Origin of the sequence: Micromonospora sp. DSM 45708, from assembly GCF_039566955.1 — a bacterium.
GTDB lineage: Bacteria > Actinomycetota > Actinomycetes > Mycobacteriales > Micromonosporaceae > Micromonospora.
On record NZ_CP154796.1, the window covers coordinates 5,065,110 to 5,089,262 of the forward strand.

General features: G+C 74.8%; 27 protein-coding genes. 7 read left to right on the forward strand and 20 right to left on the reverse strand.

The annotated features are described in order from the left end of the window. Positions 1-105: 105 nt before the first annotated feature. The 8 genes from mutM to rsmD form a co-directional block, all read right to left on the reverse strand. A complete protein-coding gene (gene mutM / locus VKK44_RS21535) occupies positions 106-963 on the reverse strand; it encodes a bifunctional DNA-formamidopyrimidine glycosylase/DNA-(apurinic or apyrimidinic site) lyase (RefSeq protein WP_343443008.1) in 858 nt (285 codons plus the stop codon). Next, a complete protein-coding gene (gene rnc / locus VKK44_RS21540; protein ID WP_343443009.1) occupies positions 956-1,792 on the reverse strand; it encodes a ribonuclease III in 837 nt (278 codons plus the stop codon). The genes mutM and rnc overlap by 8 nt, the downstream gene beginning before the upstream one ends. After that, positions 1,789-2,748, reverse strand: coding sequence for a phosphate acyltransferase PlsX (locus VKK44_RS21545; protein WP_343447849.1), 960 nt, complete (start codon positions 2,746-2,748; stop codon positions 1,789-1,791). Before VKK44_RS21545 ends, rnc begins: the two co-directional genes overlap by 4 nt. A 132-nt stretch (positions 2,749-2,880) precedes the next feature. Then, positions 2,881-3,054 carry a 50S ribosomal protein L32 gene (rpmF, locus tag VKK44_RS21550; protein ID WP_107156117.1) on the reverse strand — a complete coding sequence of 58 codons (174 nt, stop codon included), beginning with the start codon at positions 3,052-3,054 and terminating at the stop codon, positions 2,881-2,883. A gap of 5 nt (positions 3,055-3,059) precedes the next feature. Then, positions 3,060-3,623 carry a YceD family protein gene (locus tag VKK44_RS21555; RefSeq protein ID WP_107156118.1) on the reverse strand — a complete coding sequence of 188 codons (564 nt, stop codon included), beginning with the start codon at positions 3,621-3,623 and terminating at the stop codon, positions 3,060-3,062. A gap of 127 nt (positions 3,624-3,750) precedes the next feature. Then, on the reverse strand, positions 3,751-4,248 hold the full coding sequence (locus VKK44_RS21560) for an SPFH domain-containing protein (RefSeq protein WP_343443010.1): 498 nt from the start codon (positions 4,246-4,248) through the stop codon (positions 3,751-3,753). A gap of 256 nt (positions 4,249-4,504) precedes the next feature. Next, complete coding sequence (gene coaD / locus VKK44_RS21565) at positions 4,505-4,999, reverse strand: pantetheine-phosphate adenylyltransferase (RefSeq protein ID WP_343443011.1); 495 nt, start codon at positions 4,997-4,999, stop codon at positions 4,505-4,507. Further along, complete coding sequence (gene rsmD, locus VKK44_RS21570; protein WP_343443012.1) at positions 4,996-5,559, reverse strand: 16S rRNA (guanine(966)-N(2))-methyltransferase RsmD; 564 nt, start codon at positions 5,557-5,559, stop codon at positions 4,996-4,998. The genes coaD and rsmD overlap by 4 nt, the downstream gene beginning before the upstream one ends. 249 nt (positions 5,560-5,808) lie before the next feature. On the opposite strand from rsmD, the gene VKK44_RS21575 reads away from it, so the two are divergent. Then, positions 5,809-6,762 (forward strand): cell wall anchor protein, encoded by a 954-nt coding sequence (locus VKK44_RS21575; RefSeq protein ID WP_343443013.1) that lies wholly within the window; start codon positions 5,809-5,811, stop codon positions 6,760-6,762. A gap of 178 nt (positions 6,763-6,940) precedes the next feature. Here VKK44_RS21575 and VKK44_RS21580 read toward each other — a convergent pair whose 3' ends face one another. The 3 genes from VKK44_RS21580 to VKK44_RS21590 form a co-directional block, all read right to left on the reverse strand. Beyond that, positions 6,941-7,882, reverse strand: coding sequence for a serine hydrolase domain-containing protein (locus VKK44_RS21580; protein WP_343443014.1), 942 nt, complete (start codon positions 7,880-7,882; stop codon positions 6,941-6,943). 174 nt (positions 7,883-8,056) lie between these two features. Further along, the gene (gene recG / locus VKK44_RS21585; RefSeq protein WP_343443016.1) at positions 8,057-10,264 is read right to left on the reverse strand and encodes an ATP-dependent DNA helicase RecG; all 2,208 of its coding nucleotides are present in this window, start codon (positions 10,262-10,264) and stop codon (positions 8,057-8,059) included. Then, complete coding sequence (locus VKK44_RS21590) at positions 10,261-11,874, reverse strand: DAK2 domain-containing protein (RefSeq protein WP_343443018.1); 1,614 nt, start codon at positions 11,872-11,874, stop codon at positions 10,261-10,263. The genes recG and VKK44_RS21590 overlap by 4 nt, the downstream gene beginning before the upstream one ends. Before the next feature lie 208 nt (positions 11,875-12,082). On the opposite strand from VKK44_RS21590, the gene rpmB reads away from it, so the two are divergent. After that, on the forward strand, positions 12,083-12,274 hold the full coding sequence (gene rpmB, locus VKK44_RS21595) for a 50S ribosomal protein L28 (RefSeq protein ID WP_091064024.1): 192 nt from the start codon (positions 12,083-12,085) through the stop codon (positions 12,272-12,274). A gap of 177 nt (positions 12,275-12,451) precedes the next feature. Continuing rightward, complete coding sequence (locus VKK44_RS21600; RefSeq protein WP_343443020.1) at positions 12,452-13,705, forward strand: ATP-grasp domain-containing protein; 1,254 nt, start codon at positions 12,452-12,454, stop codon at positions 13,703-13,705. 12 nt (positions 13,706-13,717) lie between these two features. Here the strand turns inward: VKK44_RS21600 and VKK44_RS21605 are convergent, their stop codons facing one another. Together VKK44_RS21605 and VKK44_RS21610 are read right to left on the reverse strand one after the other, a co-directional pair. Next, complete coding sequence (locus VKK44_RS21605) at positions 13,718-14,185, reverse strand: GNAT family N-acetyltransferase (protein ID WP_343443022.1); 468 nt, start codon at positions 14,183-14,185, stop codon at positions 13,718-13,720. Between the two features lie 89 nt (positions 14,186-14,274). Further along, positions 14,275-15,222: a thiamine-phosphate kinase gene (locus VKK44_RS21610; protein ID WP_343443023.1), complete on the reverse strand. Its 948-nt coding sequence runs from the start codon at positions 15,220-15,222 to the stop codon at positions 14,275-14,277. Positions 15,223-15,389: 167 nt separating this feature from the next. Here VKK44_RS21610 and VKK44_RS21615 point away from each other — a divergent pair, with 167 nt between their 5' ends. After that, positions 15,390-15,623 carry an Lrp/AsnC ligand binding domain-containing protein gene (locus VKK44_RS21615; RefSeq protein WP_013284547.1) on the forward strand — a complete coding sequence of 78 codons (234 nt, stop codon included), beginning with the start codon at positions 15,390-15,392 and terminating at the stop codon, positions 15,621-15,623. Further along, on the forward strand, positions 15,624-16,259 hold the full coding sequence (locus tag VKK44_RS21620; protein WP_343443024.1) for a DUF3515 family protein: 636 nt from the start codon (positions 15,624-15,626) through the stop codon (positions 16,257-16,259). 16 nt (positions 16,260-16,275) lie between these two features. Here VKK44_RS21620 and VKK44_RS21625 read toward each other — a convergent pair whose 3' ends face one another. Beyond that, entirely contained in the window at positions 16,276-17,379 is a 1,104-nt protein-coding gene (locus tag VKK44_RS21625) for a D-alanine--D-alanine ligase family protein (RefSeq protein WP_343443025.1), read from the reverse strand. Positions 17,380-17,620: 241 nt separating this feature from the next. Further along, positions 17,621-17,845: a hypothetical protein gene (locus tag VKK44_RS21630; protein WP_343443026.1), complete on the reverse strand. Its 225-nt coding sequence runs from the start codon at positions 17,843-17,845 to the stop codon at positions 17,621-17,623. Positions 17,846-18,122: 277 nt separating this feature from the next. Here VKK44_RS21630 and VKK44_RS21635 point away from each other — a divergent pair, with 277 nt between their 5' ends. After that, positions 18,123-18,968 carry a helix-turn-helix domain-containing protein gene (locus VKK44_RS21635; RefSeq protein ID WP_343443027.1) on the forward strand — a complete coding sequence of 282 codons (846 nt, stop codon included), beginning with the start codon at positions 18,123-18,125 and terminating at the stop codon, positions 18,966-18,968. Positions 18,969-18,972: 4 nt separating this feature from the next. Further along, complete coding sequence (locus VKK44_RS21640) at positions 18,973-19,173, forward strand: DUF397 domain-containing protein (protein ID WP_343443029.1); 201 nt, start codon at positions 18,973-18,975, stop codon at positions 19,171-19,173. Positions 19,174-19,214: 41 nt separating this feature from the next. Here VKK44_RS21640 and VKK44_RS21645 read toward each other — a convergent pair whose 3' ends face one another. The 5 genes from VKK44_RS21645 to VKK44_RS21665 all read right to left on the reverse strand — a co-directional run bounded on the left by VKK44_RS21645 (position 19,215) and on the right by VKK44_RS21665 (position 24,144). Continuing rightward, positions 19,215-20,249, reverse strand: coding sequence for an ROK family protein (locus VKK44_RS21645; RefSeq protein ID WP_343443031.1), 1,035 nt, complete (start codon positions 20,247-20,249; stop codon positions 19,215-19,217). A 69-nt stretch (positions 20,250-20,318) separates the two neighbouring features. Then, entirely contained in the window at positions 20,319-21,110 is a 792-nt protein-coding gene (locus VKK44_RS21650; protein ID WP_343443033.1) for a putative protein N(5)-glutamine methyltransferase, read from the reverse strand. A 189-nt stretch (positions 21,111-21,299) separates the two neighbouring features. Beyond that, the gene (locus VKK44_RS21655; protein WP_343443035.1) at positions 21,300-22,418 is read right to left on the reverse strand and encodes a cystathionine gamma-lyase; all 1,119 of its coding nucleotides are present in this window, start codon (positions 22,416-22,418) and stop codon (positions 21,300-21,302) included. Further along, on the reverse strand, positions 22,415-23,422 hold the full coding sequence (locus VKK44_RS21660) for an NAD(P)H-dependent glycerol-3-phosphate dehydrogenase (RefSeq protein ID WP_343443036.1): 1,008 nt from the start codon (positions 23,420-23,422) through the stop codon (positions 22,415-22,417). The genes VKK44_RS21655 and VKK44_RS21660 overlap by 4 nt, the downstream gene beginning before the upstream one ends. Then, positions 23,419-24,144, reverse strand: coding sequence for a lysophospholipid acyltransferase family protein (locus tag VKK44_RS21665; protein ID WP_343443037.1), 726 nt, complete (start codon positions 24,142-24,144; stop codon positions 23,419-23,421). Before VKK44_RS21665 ends, VKK44_RS21660 begins: the two co-directional genes overlap by 4 nt. Positions 24,145-24,153 lie beyond the last annotated feature (9 nt).

Below are 24,153 nucleotides of genomic sequence, written 5' to 3' on the forward strand. Positions count from 1 at the left end.
CCGGCCGCGCCGGCCGGGCGGAAAGGGCATTTCAGGGTACGTCGCGGCGGGCCCCCGGGCACCGTCCGGCGAAGCACACCGGCGCAACCCCGAACCGGCTCCGGGTCATCCCCGGAGGCTGCCCCGGGGCCGCGGCTGGCAGCGCGGGCAACTGTAGGAGGAACGGTTCATGAACGCCTCCCGCCGGATCGGCGCGCCACAACGCGGGCAGGGCTCCCCCTCCCGGCCGTACGCGTTCAACGACCGGTCGAAGTAGCCGCTCTCGCCGTTGACGTTCACGTACAGCTCGTCGAAGCTGGTGCCGCCCTGCTTGATCGCCTCGCCGAGCACGTCCCGCACGTGGCCGAGCAGCCGCAGCGCCGCCGGACCGGTCAGCGCGTCGGTCGGCCGGGCGCCGTGCAGCTTCGCCCGCCACAGCGCCTCGTCGGCGTAGATGTTGCCCACGCCGGAGATCAGCGTCTGGTCGAGCAGCGCCCGTTTGACCTCCGTACGCCGGCGACGCAGCGCGGCCACGAACGCGTCGTCGGAGAACTCCGGGTCCATCGGGTCCCGGGCGATGTGCGCGATCTCGGCCGGCAGTTCCGCCCCGCCGTCGGAGACGGACAGCCCGCCGAACGTGCGCTGGTCGACGAAGCGCAGCTCCGGACCGTCGTCGGCGAACCGGAACCGGACCCGCAGGTGCAGCTCGTCGGCCGCGCCGACCGGTTGCAGCAGCAACTGCCCGGACATGCCCAGGTGGCCGATCACCGCGTCCCCGCTGTCCAGCGGCAGCCAGAGGTATTTGCCCCGGCGGCGGACGTCGGTGATCGTCCGGCCGGCCAGCACGTCGGCGAAGTGCGCGCCGCCCGGCACGTGCCGGCGTACCGCCCGGGGGTGGCGCACCTCGACGGCGGTGATCCGTCGGCCGACCACCCACTCGGCCAGCCCCTGCCGGACGGTCTCCACCTCGGGCAGCTCAGGCACGGCCGGCGCCCGCCTCGGCGTCCTCCGGGTCGACCGCCGCCTCGGGGTCGACCGCCCCGGCCGAGGCGCGTGCCTCGGCCTCGGCCCGCGCCTCGGCCTCCGCCCGCGCGGTCGCCTCCGCCTGCTCGGTGAGCATCCGCCAGGCCGACTCGGCGGCCCGCTGCTCGGCCTCCTTCTTGCTGCGCCCGTCCGCGCCGCCGTACCGGTTGCCGGCCACCACCACCCAGGCGGTGAACGTCTTCAGGTGGTCCGGTCCGGTGCCCTCGATCCGGTACTCCGGCACGCCCAGCCCGAGCGCGGCGGTCAGCTCCTGGAGGCTGGTCTTCCAGTCCAACGCCGCGCCCCGCCCAGCCGACTCCGCCATCAGCGGGTCGAAGAGGCGGTGGATCACGATGGCGGCGGTGTCCAGGCCGTACTGGAGGTAGATGGCGCCGAGCAGCGCCTCCAGCGTGTCGGCCAGGATGCTCGCCTTGTCCCGGCCACCGGTGGCCTCCTCGCCCTTGCCCAGCAGCAGGTACGCGCCCAGCCCGTCCGGGCCCAGGCCACGCGCCACGTCGGCCAGCGCGCGCATGTTGACCACGCTGGCCCGCAGCTTCGCCAACTGCCCCTCGGGCAGGTCCGGATGGTTGTGGAAGAGCGCGGTGGTGATCACCACGCCGAGGACCGAGTCGCCGAGGAACTCCAGCCGCTCGTTGGTGGGCAGCCCGCCGTTCTCGTACGCGTACGAGCGGTGGGTCAGGGCGCGTTCCAGCAGCTCCGGGTCGAGCGACACCCCGAAGGCCGCCTCCAGATGGCTGACGGGCGCACGCCGCCGCTTGTCGTTGGTCATGGTGCTACCTCGGTGTCGTTGCGGTCAGGTGCGGGATCGTGCGGGATCTCGGCGAGCAGGGCGCGGACCGTGCCGGCGGCGTCGCGACGCCAGAGGTGGGCGGCCAGCGCGATGCCCGAGGCGACGTCGTCCGGGCCGGCCGCGCCGTGGCACACGACCACGGTGCCGGCCACCCCGAGCAGGGCCGCCGCCCGCGGCGTGCCGCCGCTGACCGGCGGCCCACCGGCCATGGCGTACGCGCCCTCGATGGCCTTCAGCAGGACGTTGCCGGTGAAGCCGTCGGTCACCACCACGTCGGCGCGACCGCCCAGGGAGAGGTCGAACCCCTCGACCAGGCCGACGTAGCGGGCGCCGCAGGGCAGCGGCACGGCGGCGAGCGCCGGGTCGGCGGCACGGCGCAGGCGGTCACCCTTGCCGGCCTCGTGGCCGACGGAGAGCAGGCCCACCCGGGGCGCGACGACGCCGTGCGCCACCGCCGCGTAGGCGGCGCCGAGCACGGCGTGCCGGGCCAGCGTGGCGGGGCCGGGTTCGAGCGTGCCGCCGACGTCCAGCAGCACCACCGGCCCGGCGACGGCCGGCAGCGTGGCGACCAGCGCGGGTCGGCGTACCCCGGTCCAGCGGCCCAGGCCGAGCGCGGCGGCGGTGACGGTGGCCCCGGTCGAGCCGGCGGAGACCACCGCGTCGGCGAGCCCGTCGTGGACGGCCTGCACGGCCGTGCGTACCGTGCTCTCGCCGCGTGCGGCGGTCGGATGGTCGGCCATGCCGACGGCGGCCCGCACCGGGCGGACCGTGACCCGGGCGCGGTGTGCCGGGTCGAGCGCGGCGATCAGCCCGTCGGCCACCTCGATCGGGCCGACGAGCATCAGGCGCAGGTCAGGGTCGGCGCGCACCGCACGCAGAGCGCCGTCAACCACGACGGCGGGAGCATCGTCCCCGCCGAGGAGGTCGACGGCGATCCGCGCGGTGCCCGGCTCCGTCGGCCCGCCGGCCGGGGAACGGCCGGCGGCGGAGGGAGCCGGGGCACCGGGCGTGAGCCGTGGTGCGCGCGCCGCCCGACCGGTGGTCGGGGGCGTCACTCGGCGTCCAGGTCAGACCTCGAGAACCTGGCGGCCGTTGTACGTGCCGCAGACGGAGCAGGCGGCGTGCGGCAGCTTCGGCGACTTGCACTGCGGGCAGGCAACGGTCGACACCGCCGTGGCCTTCCAGTTCGCCCGGCGGGCGCGGGTGTTGCTGCGCGACATCTTGCGCTTGGGGACGGCCACGGTTCCTACTCCTCTGTACGGGTCAGTTGCGACAGGCCCGCCCAACGCGGGTCGACCTGCTGGTGACTGTGGTCGGCCGGCAGATCGTCCCAGTGCACCCCACACTCGGGGCACAGCCCTGGGCAGTCCTCCCGGCAGAGCGGGTTGGTCGGCAGCGCGAGCACCACCGCGTCCCGCAACGCCGGCTCCAGGTCGATCAGATCGCCCTGCATCCGGCCCACCTCGTCCTCGTCGGTCGTCTCGTCCGTGGTGCTGTCCTCGTACGCGTACAGCTCCTGGAGGTTCACGACCACCGAGTCGTCGATCTCGCGCAGGCAGCGACCGCACTCGCCCTTGACGGGACCGGTGACGGTCCCGGAGACGAGCACGCCCTCGGACACCGACTGCAACCTCAGGTCGAGGTCGAGGTCCGCGCCCGCCGGCACGCCGATCAACTCGACGCCGAGGTCCGCCGGTGCCGTCACGACCCGCCGGTGCGTACGCAACGCGCCAGGGCGACGCGGCAGGTCCCTCGTGTCGAGGACCAGCGGCGCCCTGGGGTCGAGTTGGCGTGGCGAATGTTTGGGCATAGTCAGACTCCGGCCGGTGAGAGGCCGACAAAAAAGGTTACCTGGCAGGGGGGCGGACCGTCGAACCGGGGGCGTGTCCGCCCCGGTCCGGCGGCAGCCGGCTGTCGGCGACCGGCCCGTGCGCCGCTCAGAAGGGTAGCGGGCGGTCGGCCTCGTCCCCCGCGAAGGTGCCGATCTCGCGCAGCGCGTGCATCTTGTCCCGGCCGCGCTCTATCGAGGCCAACGCCCGGGTGAGGAACTGCTCGAAGTTGGCCAGCGCGGTGTCGACGTAGTCGTCCACCTCCTCGCGGAGGCGTTGCGCCTCGGCCCGCGCCTCGGCGACGATGCGGGCGCCCTCGTGCTCGGCCGAGACGGTGATCTCGTTCACCGAGACCAGGCGGGCGTGTTCCGCCTCACCCTCGCTGATGATCCGGTCGGCCTCGCGCTTGCCGGCCTCCATGATCTTGTCCCGCTCCTCCAGCAGCGCGGCGGCCCGGCGCAGGTCGGCGGGGAGCTCGGCGCGCAACTCGTCGAGCACGGCGATCATCTCACCGCGGTCGACCATGCAGTTGTTGCGCGACATCGGGACGGAGCGGGCCTGCTCCACCATGGCGATCAGTTCGTCGATGCGATCGAGCGGGTCCACCGGCGCCTCACTCCTGTCTTCGTCGGCCGCCCTCCATGATGCGGCCTGCGCCCGGTTCCGGCGCTGCCCCCATCATGTCGCGCCCCGCCCACTCCCGCCCCACCGCGCCCCGCCCGGCGCGCCGCCCGCACCCTCCCCCGCCGCTGATCTTGCACCTTCCGCCCGGACATTCATCCCGGAAAGGACGAACCCGGGGCCGGAAGTGCAAGATCGACGTGGGGGTGGGGCGGGTGGGGTGGGGTGGGGTGGGTCTGGGTCAGGGGTGGGGGGGTGGGTCGGGGCGGAGGCGGGCGACGAGTTGCTCGCGGACCAGGTCGGGGACGTGGGCGGAGATGTCGCCGCCCCACTTGGCCACGTCCTTGACCAGGCTGGAGGAGAGGAACGAGTAGAGCGGGTTGGTCGGCATGAAGAGCGTCTCCACGCCGGCCAGACCGATGTTCATCTGGGCCATCTGAAGCTCGTAGTCGAAGTCGCTGACCGCCCGCAGGCCCTTGATCAGCACACTCGCCTGCTGGTCCCGGCAGAAGTCGACGAGCAGGCCGCGGAACGACTCCACCCGGACGTTGTCGTACGAGGCGGTCACCTCGCGGAGCATCTTGATCCGCTCCTCGACCGTGAACAACCCCTGCTTCGACTGGTTGACCAACACGCCGACGATCACCTCGTCGAAGAGCCGGCTGGCTCGGCCGACGATGTCGAGGTGACCGTTGGTGACCGGGTCGAACGAGCCCGGGCAGACCGCACGTCTCATGATCGGCGACCGTACCAAAGGGTGGTCTCGCCGTAGCGGCGGCTGCGTTCCGACGTGACGCCCTCCACCCAGCCGACCGGTCCGGAGCGGCGGGACCGCTCGACGACCACCAGGGCGTCCGGGGCGAGCCAGTCGCCGTGGACCAGCGCGGCCAGCATCGCGGTGATCTCCGCGTCCGGCACCGCGTACGGCGGGTCGGCGAAGACCACGTCGTACGGCCCGCCGTCCGGCCCGGCCGCCAGCACGCCGGCCACCCGGCCGGTGACCAGGCGGGCGGCCGGCGCGGCCCGGAGCAGGGCGATGTTCTCCCGGATCACCCGGGCGGCCCGGGCGTCCGACTCGACCAGCAGCACGTGCGTCGCGCCCCGGGACAGCGCCTCCAGCCCGACCGCGCCGGAGCCGGCGAACAGGTCGGCGAAGCGCGCCCCGGCCAGGTCGAGATCGGCCTCCACGGCGCTGAACAGCGCCTCCCGCACCCGGTCCGAGGTCGGCCGGGTGCCGGCGCCGGGCGGCGCGGCGATCCGCCGCCCACCGAGTGTGCCGGCCACGATCCGGGTCACCGTCGTTCCCTCCGCATGCCCCGACGCTACGCGACCGCGGGAACGGACCGGGCAGACCACCGGCAGCAACGGTTCGTCACGCCGCGTACATCAATGATCTCAAATTAATAACGGACCCTTTACGACCCGTAGATCGCGGTAACGCCCACGGTGTCGATCTCGCTAGGGTCTGCCCGGTTGCTGCGTGGACGCGTGACTCCGGTCCCTCCGCCGCACCTCTCTCCGCACCTCCCCTCATCAGGAGAAGACGTGAACCGTCTCAACCTCCGGCGTGCCGCCGTCCTCACCGCCGGCGCGCTGATCGGCCTCGCGGGCGTCGCCACCGTCGCCGCCCCCGCCGCGGCCCACCACCCCGAACCGTCCGGCAGCTTCTGCGCCACCGAGGACGGCAGGGTCACCGTCACCTGGTCGGTGACCAGCAGCGAGACCGACATCTCCGGCCGCATCACCAAGCTGGAGTCCACCGTGCCCGGTGACATCACCGGCGGCCTCGCCGTCGGCGCCGAGCTGAAGAAGCAGAGCGAGGGGCCGCTGACCGGCACCCAGACCCACACGTTCACCGGCGCCGTCCCGGAGCTGAAGCTGACCGTCGGGGCGCACTGGGAGCGGGGCCGGCAGTCGCACGACGGTGAGCGCACCGTGGTGGCCCGGCCCAGCCGGAACTGCGAGGTCGTCGAGAGCCCGTCGCCGTCGCCCAGCTCGCCGTCGCCGAGCACCACGCCGGAGCCGACCCGGTCGCCGGAGCAGCCCACCCCGACGCCGTCCGCGTCCGCCGCCACGCCGCCGGGCCCGTCCGCGACGCCGTCCGCCCCGGCCGAGCCGGCGGAGCCGATCTTCAAGCTGGACCAGGACTGCGACTCGATGACCTTCATCGTGGAGAACCCGGCGAAGGGCATCCCCTTCACCGCCACGCTGACCACCGAGAAGGGCGTCACCAGGAAGCTCACCTCCGCGCCCGGCAAGACCACCTCGGTCGAGTTCGACGCCTACCGGGGCCTCAAGGTCACCGTGAAGTACGACGTCGCCGAGGACGCCGAGACCGTCCCCTACACCCAGCCGGAGGACTGCTCCGGCCAGGGCGGCGGCCTGCCGGTGACCGGCCCGGCCGCCGGCGCCATCGCCGGTGGCGCCGCGCTGCTGCTGGCCGCCGGCGCGGTGCTGTTCGTGGTGGCCCGCCGCCGCCGGATCCGCTTCACCGTCTGATCGGTGTTTCATCGCCCCGAGGGCGCGTCGACCACCCGGTCGGCGCGCTCTCGTCGCGTGTGATCCACACCGTCACGGCGAGGTGGCCGGATCTCGGCCAGGCCGAAGTCGCCACCTCGCCGACCTGGTGTGGATCACGAGGCCCGCTGCCGCCACCTCGGCGAGGTGGCGGTGTGGGTCAGGCCCGGTCCGGGTTGAGCACCGACGTGACCGCGGCCGGGTCGACCTCGGCCTGGTTGGTCAACAGCACCAACCGCTCGTCCGTGCCGGGCAGCCAGGCGGCGAACGCCTTGTAGCCGCCGTTGTCCCCGGAGTGGTGGAGCGCCTGCCGCCGGCCAGCCAGGGGACCGACGAAGAAGCCGTAGCCGTACGCCTCGCCGGGCCGACCGGTGGGCGCGTGCGGCGCGGTCAGCGCCGCCACCGATGCCGGATTCAGCAGCCGGCCCCGGCGCGGCACGTCGAGCCAGGTGAGCAGGTCGGCGCCGGTGCACCAGACGTCACCCGCGCCCATGCTCACGGTCGCCAGGTCCCAGGACGGCACCGGCCGGCCGCCCTCGTGCCCGACCGCCAGGTGCGGGCGACCGCCCGCCGGGCCGGCGAAGCTGTCCGTCATCCCCAACGGAGCGAAAACCTCCTCGGCGAGGAATTCGGCGTACGGCTGATCGGCGGCCCGCTCGACGGTCCGGGCCAGCAGCACGTAACCGGGGCTGCTGTAGTGCCAGCCGGCTCCTGGCCGGAACAACGGCGGCACCGCGGCGAACGCGGCGAGCAGGTCGTCCGGGTCGACCGGCTCGATAAGGTCGACCGCCGGATACTCCGCCCAGTGGCCCAGCCCCGAGGTGTGGGTGAGCAGGTGGTGCAGCGTGATACCGGACCAGGCGGGCGGCGGGTCGGACAGCCAACGCGTCACCGGGTCGGTGAGGCGCAGCACGCCCCGCTCGACGAGCAGGAGGATCGCGACGGCCGCCATCTGCTTGCTGATCGAAGCGATCTGGAACCTGGCAGCCGGGGTGCAGGGCAACCCGGTGGCGTCGTCGGCCGTGCCGGTGACGTCGTCCACCAGAAGTTCGTCGCCCCGGGCCACCAGGAGCACACCGCGATCGTGAAGGAACGCTGACATCCGGCGAAGCCTAGGCGCTGGCGACCACCGGCGGGAGCCCTGGCGAGTCGGTCGGCGTCACCGCGCCGAGGTGGCGGGATCTCGGCCAGGCCGATGCCGCCACCTCGCCGACCTGGTGTGGATCACGAGCCCCCCGGTGCCGCCACCTCGACGGAGTGGCGGTGTGGGTCAGGGTCAGCCCTTCTCCAGGTATTCGGCCCGCTCCTCGTCGACCAGGGCGGCGACGGACGCGGCCAGGGCCGGATGCCGGGCCAGCTCCGGATCGTCCGCGACCAGTTCGATCGCCTCGGCCCGGGCGTCGCGGATCAGCTCCGTGTCGCGTTTGAGCGACAGCAGCCGCAGGTGCGAACGCCGGCCGGACTGGGACGCGCCGAGCACGTCGCCCTCCCGGCGCTGCTCCAGGTCGAGCTCGGCCAGCTTGAACCCGTCGGTGGTGGAGGCCACCGCGTCCAGCCGATCACGGGCCGACGAGCCCTCGGCCGCCTCGGTGACCAGCAGGCAGAGCCCGCCGGCCGAGCCCCGGCCCACCCGGCCGCGCAACTGGTGCAGCTGGGAGACGCCGAACCGGTCGGCGTCCAGCACGATCATCACGGTCGCGTTGGGCACGTTCACGCCCACCTCGACCACCGTGGTCGCGACCAGCACGTCCAGGTTGCCGGCGGCGTACGCGCGCATCACCGCGTCCTTCTCGTCGGCCGGCAGCCGCCCGTGCAGCACCCCGATCCGCAGCCCGTGCAGCGGCCCGTCGGCGAGCAGCGGGGCCACCTCGGTCACCGCCAGCGGCGGCCGGCGACCGGTGTCGTCCTCCCGCGGCGCCTCCTCGTCGGAGACCGGACCCTCACCGATCCGGGGGCAGACCACGTACGCCTGGTGGCCCTTGCCGACCTCCTCCCGCAGCCGACGCCAGGCCCGGTCCAGGAAGGCCGGCTTCTCGGCGGCCGGCACCACGTGCGAGGCGATCGGCGCGCGCCCCTGCGGCAACTGGGACAGCGTGGACGTCTCCAGGTCGCCGTAGACGGTCATGGCGACCGTGCGCGGGATCGGGGTGGCGGTCATCACCAGCACGTGCGGCGGCTGCTCGGCCTTGGCGCGCAGCGCGTCCCGCTGCTCCACGCCGAATCGGTGCTGCTCGTCGACCACCACCAGGCCCAGGTCGGCGAAGTCGACGCCCTCGTAGAGCAGCGCGTGCGTGCCGAGCACGATGCCGGCCCGGCCCTCGGCCACCTCGGCCAGGGCACGCCGGCGGGCCGCCGCGCCCAGCGAGCCGGTGACCAGTTCCACCCGGGTGGCGTCGTCGGCGGCGCCCAGCTCACCCGCGGTGCCGAGCGGGCCGAGCAGTTCCAGGATGCCGCGGTGGTGCTGGGCGGCGAGCACCTCGGTCGGGGCGAGCAGCGCGGCCTGCCCGCCGGCGTCGACCACCTGGAGCATGGCGCGCAGCGCCACCACCGTCTTGCCGGAGCCCACCTCGCCCTGGAGCAGCCGGTGCATCGGGTGCGCGGTGGCCAGGTCGGCGGCGATCTCCCGCCCGACCACCTGCTGGCCGGAGGTCAGCTCGTACGGCAGCCGGGCGTCGAACGCGTCCAGCAGGCCCCCCGCCCGGGCCGGTCGGGCCCGCGCCGGCCACGCCGCCGCCCGGTGCTTGCGCTGCGCCAGGGTGAGCTGCACGGCGAACGCCTCGTCCCACTTGAGCCGACGGCGGGCCCGGTAGAGCGCCTCCTTGCTGGACGGCCGGTGGATCTCCCGCAACGCGGTGTCGATGCCGGCCAGCTTGCGGGTGGCCCGCAGGGTGGCCGGCAGCGGGTCGTCCGGCGCGGTGAACGTGTCCAGCACCACCCGGACGCAGCGGGCGATCACCCAGGTCGGCACCGCCGCCGCGGCCGGGTAGACCGGGATCAGCGCGCCGGCGAACTCCTCGACCTCCTCGTTGGCCGCCGCCTCGCCGTCGCCGCCCTCGCCGAGCAGGACGTACTCCGGGCCGTTGAGCTGCCGCTTGCCCCGGAAATCGGTGACCTTGCCGGCGAACAGCCCCCACCGGCCCGGTCGCAGCTCCCGCTCCCGCCACGCCTGGTTGCCGAAGAAGGTGCAGGTCAGCACGCCGCCGGAACCGTCGCCGACGGTCACCTCCAGCAGGTTGCCGCGCCGCTGGCGCATCGGGCGGACCGTGGTGCGCTGCACCTGGGCCAGCACGGTGACCTGCTCCCCCACGTCGAGCGAGCGGATGTCGGTGTGCTCGCCGCGCTCGTCGTAGCGACGCGGGAAGTGGTAGAGCAGGTCACCGGCGGTGTGCAGGTCGAGGTGACCGGCCAGCGCCTTCGCGGTGCGGTCACCGACCAGCTTCTTCAGCGGGGTGTCCACCGTGGCCGCGGTCGGTTCGCTCGTCATTCGACCCCCAGCAGGAGCGGGTAGTGCGGCTGGCCGCCCTCGTACGCCTGCACCTCGACGAACGGCCAGGAGCGCTCGACGTGCGCGCGGACCCGGTCGGCCAGCCCGGCCGGGGCGTCCGCGCCGCAGAGCAGGGTGACCAGCTCGCCACCGCCGCCGAGCATCCGGTCGACCACGGCGGTGCAGGTGTCGGTCAGATCCTGCCCGATCAGGTGCACCTCGCCCTCCACCAGGGCCAGCACGTCACCCGGGCGGCACGGGCCGGCGACGGTGAGCGCCTCCCGGCCGGCGTGGCAGACCTCGGCGTAGCGGCAGGCGCCGGCGGCCTCGGCCATCGCGATCACGTCGTCCTCGAAGCGTCGCGTCGGGTCGCGGACGGCGAGCGCGGCGAGCGCCTGCACCGGGGATCGGGTGGGCACCACGCTGACCTTGACGCCGAGGCGGTGCGCCTCCCGGGCCGCCGCGCTCGCCACCGACTGCGTGTTCGGGTCGTTCGGCAGCACCACCACCCGGGCCGCGCCGGTGGCCCGGACCGCGTCGAGCAGCTCGCCGGTGGACGGGTTGGCCGGCACCACCACCGCGCCCTCGGCGGCGAACAACTCGGCGATGCCGGCGCCGGTCGCCACCACCACGGCGGCCCGGCCACCGGAGGGCGCCGGCGGCGGCCCGGGTGCCGGGGCGGTGTGGTCGGCGAACCGGGTCACGGTGATCCGGTGCGGCCGGCCGGCGACCACGCCCGCCTCCACGGCGGCCCCGACGTCGTTGACGTGCACGTGCACGTTCCAGGTGCCGTCGCCGTCCCCGACCACGGCCAGGGAGTCGCCGAGCGCGGCCAGCTCGCCGCGCAGCCGCGCGACCGCCTCGTCGGTGGCGTCGAGCAGGTACTGCACCTCGTAGGCGTACGCGTCGGAGCCGGTCTCCCGGACGGCGGCCCCGGGCCGGGGCAGCGCGGCCGGCGCGGGCGCCGGCTGGCCGGGGCTCTCCCCCGTGACCACCTCGACCAGCGCGTCGAGCAGCAGGCACAGCCCGCGCCCGCCGGCGTCGACCACGCCGGCGCGGGCCAGCTCGGGCAGTTGCTCCGGGGTGCGGGCCAGCGCGTGCGTGGCCGCCTCGGCGGCGGCCCCGGCCACCGTGCGCAGGTCGTCGCTGTCCGCCCGCTGGGCCGCGCGGGCCGCCGCGGCGACCACGCTCAGCAGCGTGCCCTCGACCGGCCGGGCGACCGCGGCGTAGGCGGCGGTGGCGGCGCCGGCCAGCGCGCCGGCGAGCTGCCGGCCCCGGACCGCCGGCGCGGTGGCGAGCGCGTCGGCGAGGCCGCGCAGGATCTGCGAGAGGATCACCCCGGAGTTGCCCCGCGCGCCGAGCAACGCGCCGCGGGCCATCAGGCGCAGCGCGTGCCCGTGCGGGGTGTGCCCGTCGTCGGGGAGGGTGCCGAGATCCATCGCCAGGGCCTGCTGGGCCGAGGTGAGCGTGAGCACCAGGTTGGTGCCGGTGTCGCCGTCCGGCACCGGGTAGACGTTCAGGTCGTCGATCTCGCCCTGGTGCCGCTGGAGGGCGGCCAGCCCGCTCGTGCACCAGCGGCGCACCGCGGCGGCGTCGAGGGTGTCCAGCACGTCGGGAAGCCTACTGGCGCGCACCGACACGCGCCGGGGTCGTCCGGCGTGTCCGCCCGGCGGGCCGGGCGCACCGGCCCGCCGGTACGCTGGGCGGGCTCGGCGAAGGGCCGGTTGGGCGTACCGACCGGCATCGGGTAACCTGACCAGGTTGCCCGGGCTGCGGCTGCCGGCGACCTCATGAACGTTTCAATCCCAGGAGTATCCCGTGGCTAGCGTGTGCGACGTCTGTGGCAAGGGGCCGGGCTTCGGCCACAACGTGCCCTGGTCCAAGAAGAAGACCAACCGCCGCTGGAACCCGAACATCCAGTCGGTGCGTACCCCGGCCGGTGGCGGCACCACCAAGAAGTTGCAGGTCTGCACCTCGTGCATCAAGGCCGGCAAGGTCGCCCGCGCCTGACGCGGCAGCGCCACCCCCAGCATCGTCGGTCGCCGGCGGACCCCGAGGGTCCGCCGGCTTCTGTCGTGTCCGCTGATCGCGGCGACGGACCGCGCTCCGGCCGGCTGGCCCCCGCCGGTTAGGGTGCTGCTGCGCCGGCCGTCCGGTTCCGGCGCGAACCGTGGGGAGGGACGACCGGTGGACCTCGATCTGGGTCGCGAGCAACTGGTGGTGGTGGGCGGGTCGTTCGGCTCGCTGCGCTGGTTCGACCAGGAGCTGCCGGCCGGCAGCGTGGTGCTGGTCGAGGAGCCGGACGTGATCCGCCGCCGCGACCTGACCCGGTTCGCCGACGAGCTGCCGCTGATCGGCCGCCTGGTCGCCGCCGAGTACCAGACCGGCCTGGACGTCGACGCCCTGCTCGCCCGCGAGCCCGGCCTGGCCGGCGCGCGGCTGGTGCTGCCCGGCCTGGAGTACGCGGTCGCCGCCACCGCCCGGCTGGCCGACCGGCTCGGCCGGCCCGGCGCCGGGGCGGTCGCCGCGGACATCTTCTCCGACAAGCACCGCATGCGGCTGCTCGCCGACGAGATCGGCCTGGCCAACCCGGCCTACGAGCTGGTCGACGACGCCGGCCGGGCGGCCGGGTTCGCCCGCGCGCACGGCGGCCGGTGCGTGCTCAAGCCCACCCGCCGCTCCGGCAGCCTCGGCGTGCAGCTCATCACCGACCCGGCCGAGGTGCCGGCCCGCTGGGCGGCCAGCGCCACCCCGCCGGAGCCGGCCGAGGCCACCACGGGCCTGCCCACCGGCGTGCTGGTCGAGGAGCTGCTGGTCGGCTCCGAGCACAGCGTGGAGCTGCTGGTCGCCGACGGCGAGGTGATCTTCGCCAACGTCACCGACAAGCGGGTCGCCGGTGGTCGCCACCCGGTGGAGACCGGGCACACCGTGCCGTCCGCGCTGCCGCCGGCCGAGCACGACGCGCTGCGGTCGGCGGCGGCCCGCCTCGCCGGGGCGGCCGGCTTCGGCAGCGGCATGCTGCACAGCGAGTGGATCCTGGTCGACGGCGTGCCGACGCTTGTGGAGTGCGCCGCCCGGATGCCCGGTGACATGATCACCGCGCTCATCTCGATCGCCTACGAGCGGGACGTCATCGAGGCGTACCTGCGGGTGCTGTGCGGCGAACGGCCGGCGCTGCCGCAGCGGCCGAGCGGCGCGGCGGCGATCGAGTTCCTGACCGCCCCGCCCGGCCGGGTCGCCGCGGTGGACGGCCGGCGGGCCGCGCTGCGCGTGCCGGGCGTGCTCGACGTCCAGGTCGAGACGAAGGTCGGGCAGACCGTGCCCGAGCTGCTCTCCTCGGCGCAGCGCAGCGGGCACCTGATGGCCTGGGGCGCGACGCCGGACGAGGCGACGGTCGCCGCCCGCCGGGCCGCCGACGAGATCCGGATCACGGTCGCCTGACGGCGGCGGCCGTCAGAGCGTCCGGCCGAACGACAGGCAGCCCGGCGCGTCCTGGTAGTAGCCGAAGTTCGGGATCCGCTCGTAGCCGGCCGAGGTGTACATGGCGATCGCCTCGGGCTGCTTGTCGCCGCACTCCAGCACGATCCGTTTCCGGCCGGCGTCGCGGGCGGACCGCTCGATCGCGGCGAGCACCGACCGGGCCACGCCCCGACCCCGGGCGGCCGGCGCGGTGTACATCCGCTTCAGCTCGGCGGCGTCGCCGTCCGCGCCGTGGCTACGCCAGCCGCCGCAGCCCACCGGCTGCCCGTCCAGGTACGCGACCAGGAACGCGCCGGCCGGCGGGACGAACTCGGCGGCGTCGACGGGCGTCTCGTCGCCGCTGCCGCCGTACCGCGCGCCCAGGTCGGCCAGCGCCGCCCGGATCAACTCCTGCGACTCGGGCGCGTCGAAGCGCCGCGGGAGGATCTCGATCTCGCTCACCGTGCCAGGTTACGACCGGTCCCGGCACCCGGCCGGCCCGGTCGCCACGGTCGGACGCAGATCACTGCGGGCCCGGGCGGAAGAGCCGGCTAGTCCGCTTTGCGAAAATGGTCCCAGCCGCGCGGGCCGTCGTACCCGCTGCCGTCGACGGTGACCCCGGCGCCGTCGGTGACCCGGCCGACCGGGCGCCAGCCCTCCGGCAACGCCGCGTCGGCGGGAAACGTGGCCGTCAGGGCGTGGTCGTCGCCGCCGGCCAGGATCCAGGAGTACGGGTCGACGCCGAGCGCCTGCGCCGCGTCGCGCATCTGCCGGGGCACCTCGAACGCGTCCCGGCTCAGGTCGATCGCCACCCCGCTGGCCGCCGCCACGTGCCCCAGATCGGCCAGCAGCCCGTCCGAGACGTCGATCATGGCGGTGGCACCGGCCCCGGCGGCGGCCGGCCCGGCGGCGTAGGGCACCTCGGGGCGGCGGAACGCCTCGACCAGCAGCCGGGGCGTGCGGAAGCCGCGGGAGAGCACCGTGAAGCCGGCCGCCGCCCAGCCGGTACGCCCGGCGAGCGCCACCACGTCGCCCGGCCGTGCCCCGGAGCGGACCACCGGCGCTCGGCCGGCCAGGTCGCCGAGCGCGGTGACCGCGACGGTCAGGGTCGGGCTGGCGGACATGTCCCCGCCGACCACGCTCGCGCCGACGACGGCCGCCTCCGCGCCCAGCCCGTCCGCCAGCTCCTCGGCCCAGGTCGGGTCCAGGTCGGCCGGCATGCAGAGCGCGACCAGCAGCGCGGTCGGGGTCGCCCCCATGGCGGCGACGTCGGCGAGGTTGGCCGCGGCGGCCCGGTGCCCGACGTCCCGCGCCGACGACCAGTCCCGCCGGAAGTGCCGCCCCTCGACCAGCACGTCGGTGGAGGCGACCACCCGCCGGTCCGGCGCCGCCACCAGCGCCGCGTCGTCGCCGGGGCCGAGCAGGCAGCTCTCCCCGTACGACAGCCGGGCGGTCACCCGGTCGATCAGTCCGAACTCCCCGACACCCGCGACCGTCATGCCGTCCCCTCGTTCCGCTCCGTCGTCCCGCACGTTCCGCACCCGTCTCCGCCCCACGACCTGCTCGCCCACCGCGTTCACCCGGCGACCGATAGGGATCACGTCCGGTCGGTACGGTAGTTTCACCCTTCGGGCCGCCCCAGGCGGCGACGGACGGAGGTCGAGTCGTGGTACAGGCGTACATCCTCATCCAGACCGAGGTCGGCCGGGCGCGTGACGTGGCCGGTCTGATCGCGGACCTTGCCGGCGTGGTACGGGTCGACGCCGTCACCGGGCCCTACGACGTGGTCGTGCTCACCGAGGCGAACACGGTCGACGAGCTGGGCAAACTCATCGTCAGCAAGGTGCAGATGGTGCCCGGCATCACCCGCACGCTCACGTGTTCGGTGGTGCGGCTGTAAGTGGACGAGACGGAAACCACTCCGCGCCGGGACCACGGCACCCGCCGCGCCGCGCTCTGGGCGACAGTGGTCGCGGTGCCGGTGACCGTGGCGGTGGCCGGCTTCACGTTCGCCAAGCTCGCCCCGGAGTCCCCGGACGCCGCGCCGAGCGCGTCGGCCAGCCCCCGGGTGCAGTCCTCCGCACCGGTCGAGCTGCCCGCGCCGGCGCTCGCCCAACGCCCGGGCGTGGTCTGCCGCGCCCTGGTCTCGCAGCTCCCCGACAGCGTGCGTGACCTGCCGCAGCGCCCGGTCACCGCGGGTCCGGAGCAGAACGCCGCGTACGGCGACCCGGCGCTCACCGTGGCCTGCGGCGCGACGCCGCCGGTGCGACCCTGCCCGTCGCCCACCGGCGGCGCCGCGCTGCCCGCCGGTTGTTTCCCGGACACCGACGAGGTGTTCCGGGTCAACGGGGTCTGCTGGCACCCGGTGACCGAGGCCGGGGCCACGGTGCTGACCACCGTCGACCGGGAGGTGCCCGTCCAGGTGCGGGCGCCGGAGACGTACCAGCCCGCGTTGCAGTGGGTGGTGCAGGTCTCCGACGCGATCGTCAGCGCGGTCCCCTCGGCGAAGCAGGCCCCCTCGGGCTGCGCCGGGTGATGCCCGCGCCGGCCCGTCAGCGGCCGGCGCGGCGGTGCAGGGCGGTGCGGATCAGGCGGTTGACCAGCTTCGGGTACTCCAGCCCGCTGGCCGCCCACATCCGCGGGAACATCGAGGTCGGCGTGAAGCCCGGCATCGTGTTGATCTCGTTGAGGAAGACCTCCTGCGCCGGGGTGACGAAGAAGTCGACCCGGGCCAGGCCGGAGCAGTCCAGCGCGGTGAACGCCCGGGTGGCGTGGTCGCGCACCTGCCGGGTCACCGCCTCGGGCAGCTCCGCGGGGACGTCGTACTCGGTCACCTCGTCGGCGAAGATGTACTTGGCCTCGAAGTCGTACCAGTCGCGGTCGCCGATCATCCGCACCTCGGCGAGCACCGACGCCTCGGGCGCGCCGCCGGCCTCGCCCTCCAGCACGCCGCACTCGATCTCGCGGCCCACCACGGCGGCCTCCACCAGCACCTTGCTGTCGATCTCGCGGGCGGTGGCGAGCGCGGCGTCCAACTGCGCCCAGTCGTCGACCTTGGTGATGCCGAACGACGAGCCGGCGCGGGACGGCTTGACGAAGACCGGCAGGCCGAGGCGCTCCTTGTCCTCCTCGCTCAGTGACATCCCGGCGCGCAGCACCGCGTAGGGGCCGACCGGGATGCCCTCGGCCGCGCAGAGCTTCTTGGTGAACTCCTTGTCCATGGCGGCGGCGGACGCGAACACGTTCGCCCCGACGTACGGGATGTCGGCCATCTCCAGCATGCCCTGGATCGTGCCGTCCTCGCCGTACGCGCCGTGCAGCACCGGGAAGACCACGTCCACGTCGGCCAGCGCCACCGGCCCCTGGGCCGGGTCGAGCACCATCAGGCCGCCGGCGGCCGGGTCGGCGCGCAGCAGCAGTTCGGCGCCGGAGCCGGCGGTGATCTCGGGGAGCTTGCGGTCGGCGATGGCGAGCTGGGCCGGGTCGCCGCTGGCGAGCACCCACTGGCCCTGCCGGGTGATGCCGACCGGGACGACCTCGAACTCGTCCGGGTCCAGGGCGGCCAGCACGCTGCCGGCGCTGACGCAGGAGATGCCGTGTTCGGGGCTGCGTCCGCCGAAGACGATCGCCACGCGGGTCTTGCCTGGGGTGGTCATGGTCACCTCATCGTTCGCGACTGCGGCTGGCCGTGCTCGCCGGTGGCGCTCACCCGGTTGACCTTACTGTGCGTCGTCGGTAGCGGTGGTCGATACCCGGGGAGAGCGCAGTCGCGTGGCAAACGGTCAAGATGCCATATACAGGGAGTAACGGCGCGGGCGGCCGACGGCGGGACCTGCCGTCGGCCGCCCGGCTCCCCGACCCCCGTTGCCGCGTCCACGGGATCGGGCCCGGTGTGGTTCAGAGGGCCGGGTGCCGGGGGCGGCGACCGACCGCGATGACCTTGACCCGTTGCCGACCGGCCCGCACCATGCCCAGCGCCATGAACGCGCCGGCGATCCGGTCGGCCGCCTCCCGGCTGCTCGCGCCGACGACCTGCCGGCGTCGTTCGGGGCTGGTGCGTTCGTCGCGCCAGGGGGCGTCGGTGGGGCGGACGTCGGTGAGGACCACGAGGAACCGGGTCATTCCCGGCCACCCCCGTCCCCCGGGCGGCAGGCCGTCACCGTCATCGCGAACCCCTCCCCGTCTGGCGGACCGGGTAGGGGCACGCGGCGATCGGGTCGTGGGGGAGTAAAACCCGATCGCCGCGCGCCCCATCCCCTCCGGTCGCTCACCACCACCGTCGCCACGACAACCGGCGGTGAGGACGCCATCACAGGTTGACAGGTCGACACGCGTGAATGCAACTCTCATCGGCTTTCTCTCATGCCCACTTTCCCACCGGATGTGCGACCATCGATGCATGGCGCCGAAGACCGCCCGAGCCCGACGGCTCGGCATCGCCCTGCGAACCCACCGGGAGGCCGCCGGCCTCACGCTGGAGACCGCGGCCGACGAGATCAACAGCACCCGCAGCACGCTGTCCCGCTACGAGAACGCGCAGACGCTGATCAGCCCGGCCACCGTGCGCGCGCTGCTCACCTGCTACGGCGTGGGGCCCGACGAGATCGCGGCGGCGGTCCAACTGGCCAAGGACGCCCGCAAGCCCGGCTGGTGGGTGTCCTACTCGTACCTGCTGGACCGGCGCACCATCGACTTCATCGCGCTGGAGGCCGAGGCCACCGGCATCGCGAACTTCGAGCCGTCGGTGGTGCCGGGCCTGCTCCAGACCGCCGACTACATCCGCGCGGTGATGCGCGGGGGTCCACACACGCTCAGCGACGAGCAGGTGGAGCAGCGCGTCCACCTACGGCTGGACCGCCAGCAGCGGATCACCGGTGCGGAACCGCCGATCCTCGACGCCATCATCGACGAGGGCGCGCTGCTGCGCCCGGTCGGCGGCCGGGCGGTGATGGCCAGCCAGCTCCAGCACCTGCTCAAGATGACCGAGCTGCCGAACATCACGGTGCAGGTGATCCCGCTCTCCGCCGGCTACCACCGGGGCACCCGGGGTTCCCTGCACATCCTGGAGTTCGCCGACCCCGAGGACCCGATCATCGCGTCGGTGGAGACCGTCGCCGGGCAGATGGTCCTGGACCGGCCGGGCGACCTGCGTACCTGTACAAAGATCATGGAGCACCTGCGGACCGTGGCGCTGAGCCCGGCGGCCAGTCGGGACCAGCTCCTTCGTCTGCTCAACGAGAGGTGACCGCATGAACGGCACGAACCCCAGCCACTCCACGCCGCCGCGTTGGCGCAAGAGCAGCCACAGCGGCGACGAGGGCGCCTGCGTGGAGATGGCGCCGCTGCCGGAGACGGTCGCGGTCCGTGACTCCAAGGACCCGACCGGCCCGGTGCTGGTCTTCCCGCCGGCCGCCTGGGCCGCCTTCACCGCCGCTCCGCCGCGCGCCTGAGCGCGGGGTGTCGACCGGGGCCCCCGCCGCTGCCAACGGCGTCAGGCGGGGGCCCCGCCCGTCACCCGTTCCAGGGCGGCGATGGCGACGCCGCGCGCACCGGCCATGTCGCGGTCCGGGACCAGCGCGAAGGTCGCCACCGCGCGCTGCTCGTCGCGGAGCACCGTGTGCGCGGCGACGGTGGCGAGGAACCAGTCACGGAACTCCGGCGCGGCCTCCACCACGCCCCCACCGACGAAGTACGCGTGCGGATCGGTGAAGTTGGCCGCGATGGTGAACAGCCGACCCAGCGCCCGGGCCTGCTGGCCGAACACCTGCCGGGCCAACGGGTCGCCCCGCTCGCCGAGGTCGCGGAGCAGCTTCGCCGCCCGGCCGGGCTCCTCCGCGACCAGCGGGTGCACCGGGTGCCGGGCCAGCCAGTACGGCAGCAGGTTACGCCGGATGGCGGTGAGCGAGGCGACGCTCTCCGCGTCCCCGGCGAAACCGCAGGCACAGACCGGCACCGGCTGGCCCGGCTCGAGCAGCCCGTCCAGCGGGATGTGCACGTGCCCGAACTCGCCCGCCATGCCGGCCGCGCCGCCGACCACCCGGCCGGCCTCGACCACGCCCCCGCCGAGGCCGGTGCCGACGATCGCGGACACCGACGAGCGGGCCATCGCGTCCGCGCCGAAGTGCACGTGGTGCGCGTAGAGGGCGGCGGCGTTGCCGTCGTTGGCGTACACCACCGGCAGCCCGAGCCGCCGCTCCAGCGCGCCCCGCACGTCGTAGCCGCGCCAGGCGGGCTGGGCGAAGTTCGTCGACCCGCGCGACGAGATCACGCCGGTGGCGCTGGCCGGGCCGGGCGTGTCCAGCCCGACCGCGCGGACCAGCCCGCGCGGCACCCCGGTGTACGCGAGCACGCCGTCGAAGGCCCGCGCGAGCGCCTCGATGGCCGCCTCCGGGCCGTCGCCCACCTCACTCGGGATCTCCCGCAGCCCGTCCACCAGGAACCGGCCGTCGACGGTCAGCACGGTGGCGTTGTTGCTCGTGCCGCCGTTGTCCAACCCCACCACCACCGGCACCCCTGCGCTGCCCACCGCCACCGCCTCCCCCGTCGGGTCTGAGCCGAGGTTAGTTCCCGGCGGGCCCACCCGCCACGGCCACGGTCAGCCGGGACGACGGCCGGTCACGGCGGTGGCCTCCCACTCCTCGTCGCGGACCACGGTCGGGTCCAGCCCGGCGGCGGTGAACACGGCGCAGAGCGTCGGCGCCTGCTCGGCGCTCACCTCGACCGCGAGGTGGCCGCCCGGGGCCAGCCACTCGGCCGCGCCGGCGGCCACCCGGCGCAGCACCGCGAGCCCGTCCGCGCCGCCGTCCAGCGCCACCGGGGCCTCGTGCAGCCGCGCCTCGGCCGGCAGCGTCGCCACCGCGCCGCTCGGCACGTACGGGGCGTTCGCCACCACCAGGTCCAGCCGGCCGCGCCAGCGCGCCGGCACCGGGTCGAACAGGTCACCCCGGTAGACCGGCACGCCCAGCGGGTCGAGGTTGCGCCGGGCGCAGGCCACCGCCACCGGGTCGACGTCGGCGGCGCCCAGCCAGCGCGGGGCCAGCCGGTCGTGCAGCACCACGGCGGCGGCGCCGGAGCCGCAGCACAGGTCGAGCACCGCCGGCGCCGGCCCGGCGACCGCCACGGCGGCGTCGACGAGCAGCGCGGTACGCCCCCGGGGCACGAACACGCCGGGGTGGACGACGACCCGCCGGCCGCAGAACTCGGCCCAGCCGAGCAGGTGCTCCAGCGGCAGGCCGGCGACGCGGCGGTCGGCCAGGCGGGTCAGCGCCTCGGCCGAATCGGCGGCGGCGATCAGGAGATCCGCCTCGTCCTCGGCGAAGACGCAGCCGGCGGCACGCAGCCGGCGGACGAGGGCGGGACGGTCGGGAGTGAACACGGTGGATGCCATGGCAAGCCTTTCGGGGAACGCTCGTCGGCGCCCCCGGCGTCGCCTCAGCCCCGGGGCGACACGGACTCGGAGGGAGCGCCGGTCCTCTGCTGGTGGATCGGACTCACCTCCTCGGTGTCGGGGCCGCACGGGCCGTGGCTGCCCGTCACGATAGCCCAGCGGCCGACCCGCCGTCAGCACCCCGGCACGTCAGCGCGCGGCGGCGTCCAGCGCCGCGGCCACGTCGGCGACCAGGTCGGCGACGTCCTCGATGCCGCAGGAGAGCCGGACGAAGCCGGGCGCGGTGTCGTCGCCCCACTGGGCCCGCCGGTCGGCGGTGGTGTGCAGGCCGCCGAACGAGGTGGCGGCGGCCACCAGGCGGGACGCGTCGAGGAACCGGGCCACCCGGTCGGCGTCGCCCAGGTCGAAGGAGAGCACGCCGGGGATGCGCCGCATCTGCGTCGACGCCACCCGGTACGCCGGGTCCGCCGGCCGGCCGGGCCAACGCAGGCCGGTCACGTCCGGACGGCCGGCGAGCAGCTCGGCCAGCGCCCCGGCGTTGGCGGTCTGCCGGGCCAGCCGCAGGTCGACGGTGGCCAGCGAGCGGTGGGCCAGCCAGCAGTCGAACGCGCCGGGCACGCCGCCGGTGGTGGTCCGCCAGCCGGTCACCGCGTCGCGCAGCGCGGCGTCGCGCGTCGCCACGTAGCCGAGCAGCAGGTCCGAGTGGCCGGTGAGCGCCTTGGTGCCGGAGGCGACCACCACGTCCGCGCCGAGGTCCAGCGGGCGCTGCCCGAGCGGCGTCGCGGTGGTGTTGTCCACCGCCAGCAGCGCGCCCGCGGCGTGCGCCGCCCCGGCCAGCGCCGGCACGTCGGCCACGTCGAGGCCGGGGTTCGCCGGCGTCTCCAGCAGCACCAGCCGGACGCCGTCGAACGACGGGTACGGCCCGGCGGTCGGCACGAGGACGACGCGTACGCCGATCCGGTCCAGCGTCTCGGCGGCGAACGCGCGCACCGGGAAGTAGCCGTCGGCGGGGAGCAGCGCCGTGTCACCGGGACGCAGCACGGCCAGCAGCAGCCCGGTGATGGCCGCCTGGCCGCTGGCGAAGGCCCGGCAGTCACCGCCCTCCAGCTCGCCGATCGCCGCTTCCAGCAGCCGGCGGGTGGGATTGTCCGGCCGCCCGTACCCGTCGGGCGCCGCCGCCGGCCCGCGCCACGGGTCGAGGTGGTACGGCGCGGCGAACACCGGGCCGGGCAGGAACGGCTGGCCCGGCACCGCCTCCGGCAGGCCGGCGTGGACGCTGCGGGTGCCGTCCCCCCAGCGCTCGCTCACTCGTACGACTCCGGCTTGGCGGTGCGGCTCATCAGCGCGTCCACGGCGAGACGGGGGTCCATCCCCTCGTGGCAGATCCGCTCGATCTGCTCGGTGATCGGCATCTCCACCCCGTGCGCCCGGGCCAGGTCCCGGATGGCCAGGCAGCTCTTCACGCCCTCGGCGGTCTGCCGGGTGGCCGCCTGGGCCTGCTCCAGCGTCTCGCCCCGGCCCAGGTGCTCGCCGAACGTGCGGTTGCGGGCCAGCGGCGACGAGCAGGAGGCGACCAGGTCGCCCATGCCGGCCAGCCCGGCGAAGGTGATCGGGTCGGCGCCGAGCGCCACGCCCAGCCGGGCGGTCTCGGCCAGGCCGCGGGTCATCAGCATGGCGCGGGTGTTGTCGCCGAAGCCCATCGCGGTGGCGATGCCGTACGACAGCGCGATCACGTTCTTCACCGCGCCGCCCAGCTCGCAGCCGATCACGTCGTCGTTGGTGTACGGGCGGAAGTAGGGCGTCCGGATCGACGCCTGCACCAGCGCGGTACGCCGACTGTCGGTGCCGGCGACCACGGTGGCGGCGGGCTGTTCGGCGGCGATCTCCGGGGCCAGGTTGGGCCCGGAGACGACGACCACCCGGTCGGCCGGCACCCCGGCCGTCTCCATGATCACCTGGCTCATCCGCTTGGTGGTGCCCAGCTCGATGCCCTTCATCAGGGACACCAGCGTGGCGTCGGGGGCCAGGTGCGGCGTCCACTCGGCGAGGTTGCCGCGCAGCGTCTGCGAGGGCACCGACAGCACCACCACCTCGGCGCCCTCGATCGCCTCGGCGGCGTCGCCGGTAGCGGTGACCCGCTCGGGCAGGCGCACGTCCGGCAGGTACTCCGGATTGTGCCGCCCGGTCCGGATCGCCTCGGCCACCGCGGCGCGGCGGGCCAGCACCGTCACGTCCCGCCCGGCATCGGCGAGGATCTTGGCGAACGCGGTCCCCCAGGAACCGGCGCCCAGCACCGCGACGTGCCCGCTCATTCGGAGACCTCCCGCGTGCCGGTGCGGGCCGGCCGCTGCCACAGCGGCGGCGGCGTGCCACCCCGGATCTCGGCGACCAGGTCCCGGATCCGCAGCATGATGGTGTCCGTCATCTCCTCCAGGATCGGCCGGGTCGGCGTGGCGCCCGCCCACCGGCCCAGGTCGACCGGCGGCCCGGCGACCACCGTCACCGGGGTACGCGGGCGCAGCCCGAACCGGGCCGTGCGCGGGTCGAACATCCGCTCCGGGCCGACCATGGCCACCGGGATCACCGGGGCGCCGGTGGCCAGCGCCAGCCGGGCCGCCCCGGTCTTGCCCTTCATCGGCCACAGCTCCGGTTCCCGGGTGGTGGTCCCCTCCGGGTAGATCACCACGGCGCCTCCCTCGTCCAGCGCGGCGATCAGCTTGTCCAGCGACTTCACCGCCTCGACGCTGCCCCGCTCGACCGGGATCTGCCGGCACCGGTGCAGGATCCAGCCGATCACCGGCACCCGGAACACGCTGGCCTTGCCGAGGAACTGCGGCCAGCGGCCGGCGTCGTAGACGAAGTGCGCGGAGACCAGCGGGTCGGCGTGCGAGATGTGGTTGGGCACGATGATGATGCCGCCCTCACCCCGTAGGTGCTCCATGCCCCGCCAGGTGCGCCGGGTCCAGACGGTCAACACCGGCTTCACCAGCACCACGGCGAACCGTTGCCAGAATCCCAGCCTCCGCGGTGCCACAGTGCCTCC

What these genes read in the sequence shown, in the direction of transcription:
- VKK44_RS21660 (WP_343443036.1), bottom strand. Translation starts at nt 23,422, where the DNA reads ATGAGCGGGCACGTCGCGGTGCTGGGCGCCGGTTCCTGGGGGACCGCG.
- rnc (WP_343443009.1), bottom strand. Translation starts at nt 1,792, where the DNA reads ATGACCAACGACAAGCGGCGGCGTGCGCCCGTCAGCCATCTGGAGGCG.
- VKK44_RS21635 (WP_343443027.1), top strand. Translation starts at nt 18,123, where the DNA reads ATGGCGCCGAAGACCGCCCGAGCCCGACGGCTCGGCATCGCCCTGCGA.
- VKK44_RS21625 (WP_343443025.1), bottom strand. Translation starts at nt 17,379, where the DNA reads ATGACCACCCCAGGCAAGACCCGCGTGGCGATCGTCTTCGGCGGACGC.
- VKK44_RS21555 (WP_107156118.1), bottom strand. Translation starts at nt 3,623, where the DNA reads ATGCCCAAACATTCGCCACGCCAACTCGACCCCAGGGCGCCGCTGGTC.
- VKK44_RS21610 (WP_343443023.1), bottom strand. Translation starts at nt 15,222, where the DNA reads ATGACGGTCGCGGGTGTCGGGGAGTTCGGACTGATCGACCGGGTGACC.
- VKK44_RS21580 (WP_343443014.1), bottom strand. Translation starts at nt 7,882, where the DNA reads ATGTCAGCGTTCCTTCACGATCGCGGTGTGCTCCTGGTGGCCCGGGGC.
- recG (WP_343443016.1), bottom strand. Translation starts at nt 10,264, where the DNA reads ATGACGAGCGAACCGACCGCGGCCACGGTGGACACCCCGCTGAAGAAG.
- VKK44_RS21630 (WP_343443026.1), bottom strand. Translation starts at nt 17,845, where the DNA reads ATGACCCGGTTCCTCGTGGTCCTCACCGACGTCCGCCCCACCGACGCC.
- VKK44_RS21650 (WP_343443033.1), bottom strand. Translation starts at nt 21,110, where the DNA reads ATGGCATCCACCGTGTTCACTCCCGACCGTCCCGCCCTCGTCCGCCGG.
- coaD (WP_343443011.1), bottom strand. Translation starts at nt 4,999, where the DNA reads ATGAGACGTGCGGTCTGCCCGGGCTCGTTCGACCCGGTCACCAACGGT.
- VKK44_RS21640 (WP_343443029.1), top strand. Translation starts at nt 18,973, where the DNA reads ATGAACGGCACGAACCCCAGCCACTCCACGCCGCCGCGTTGGCGCAAG.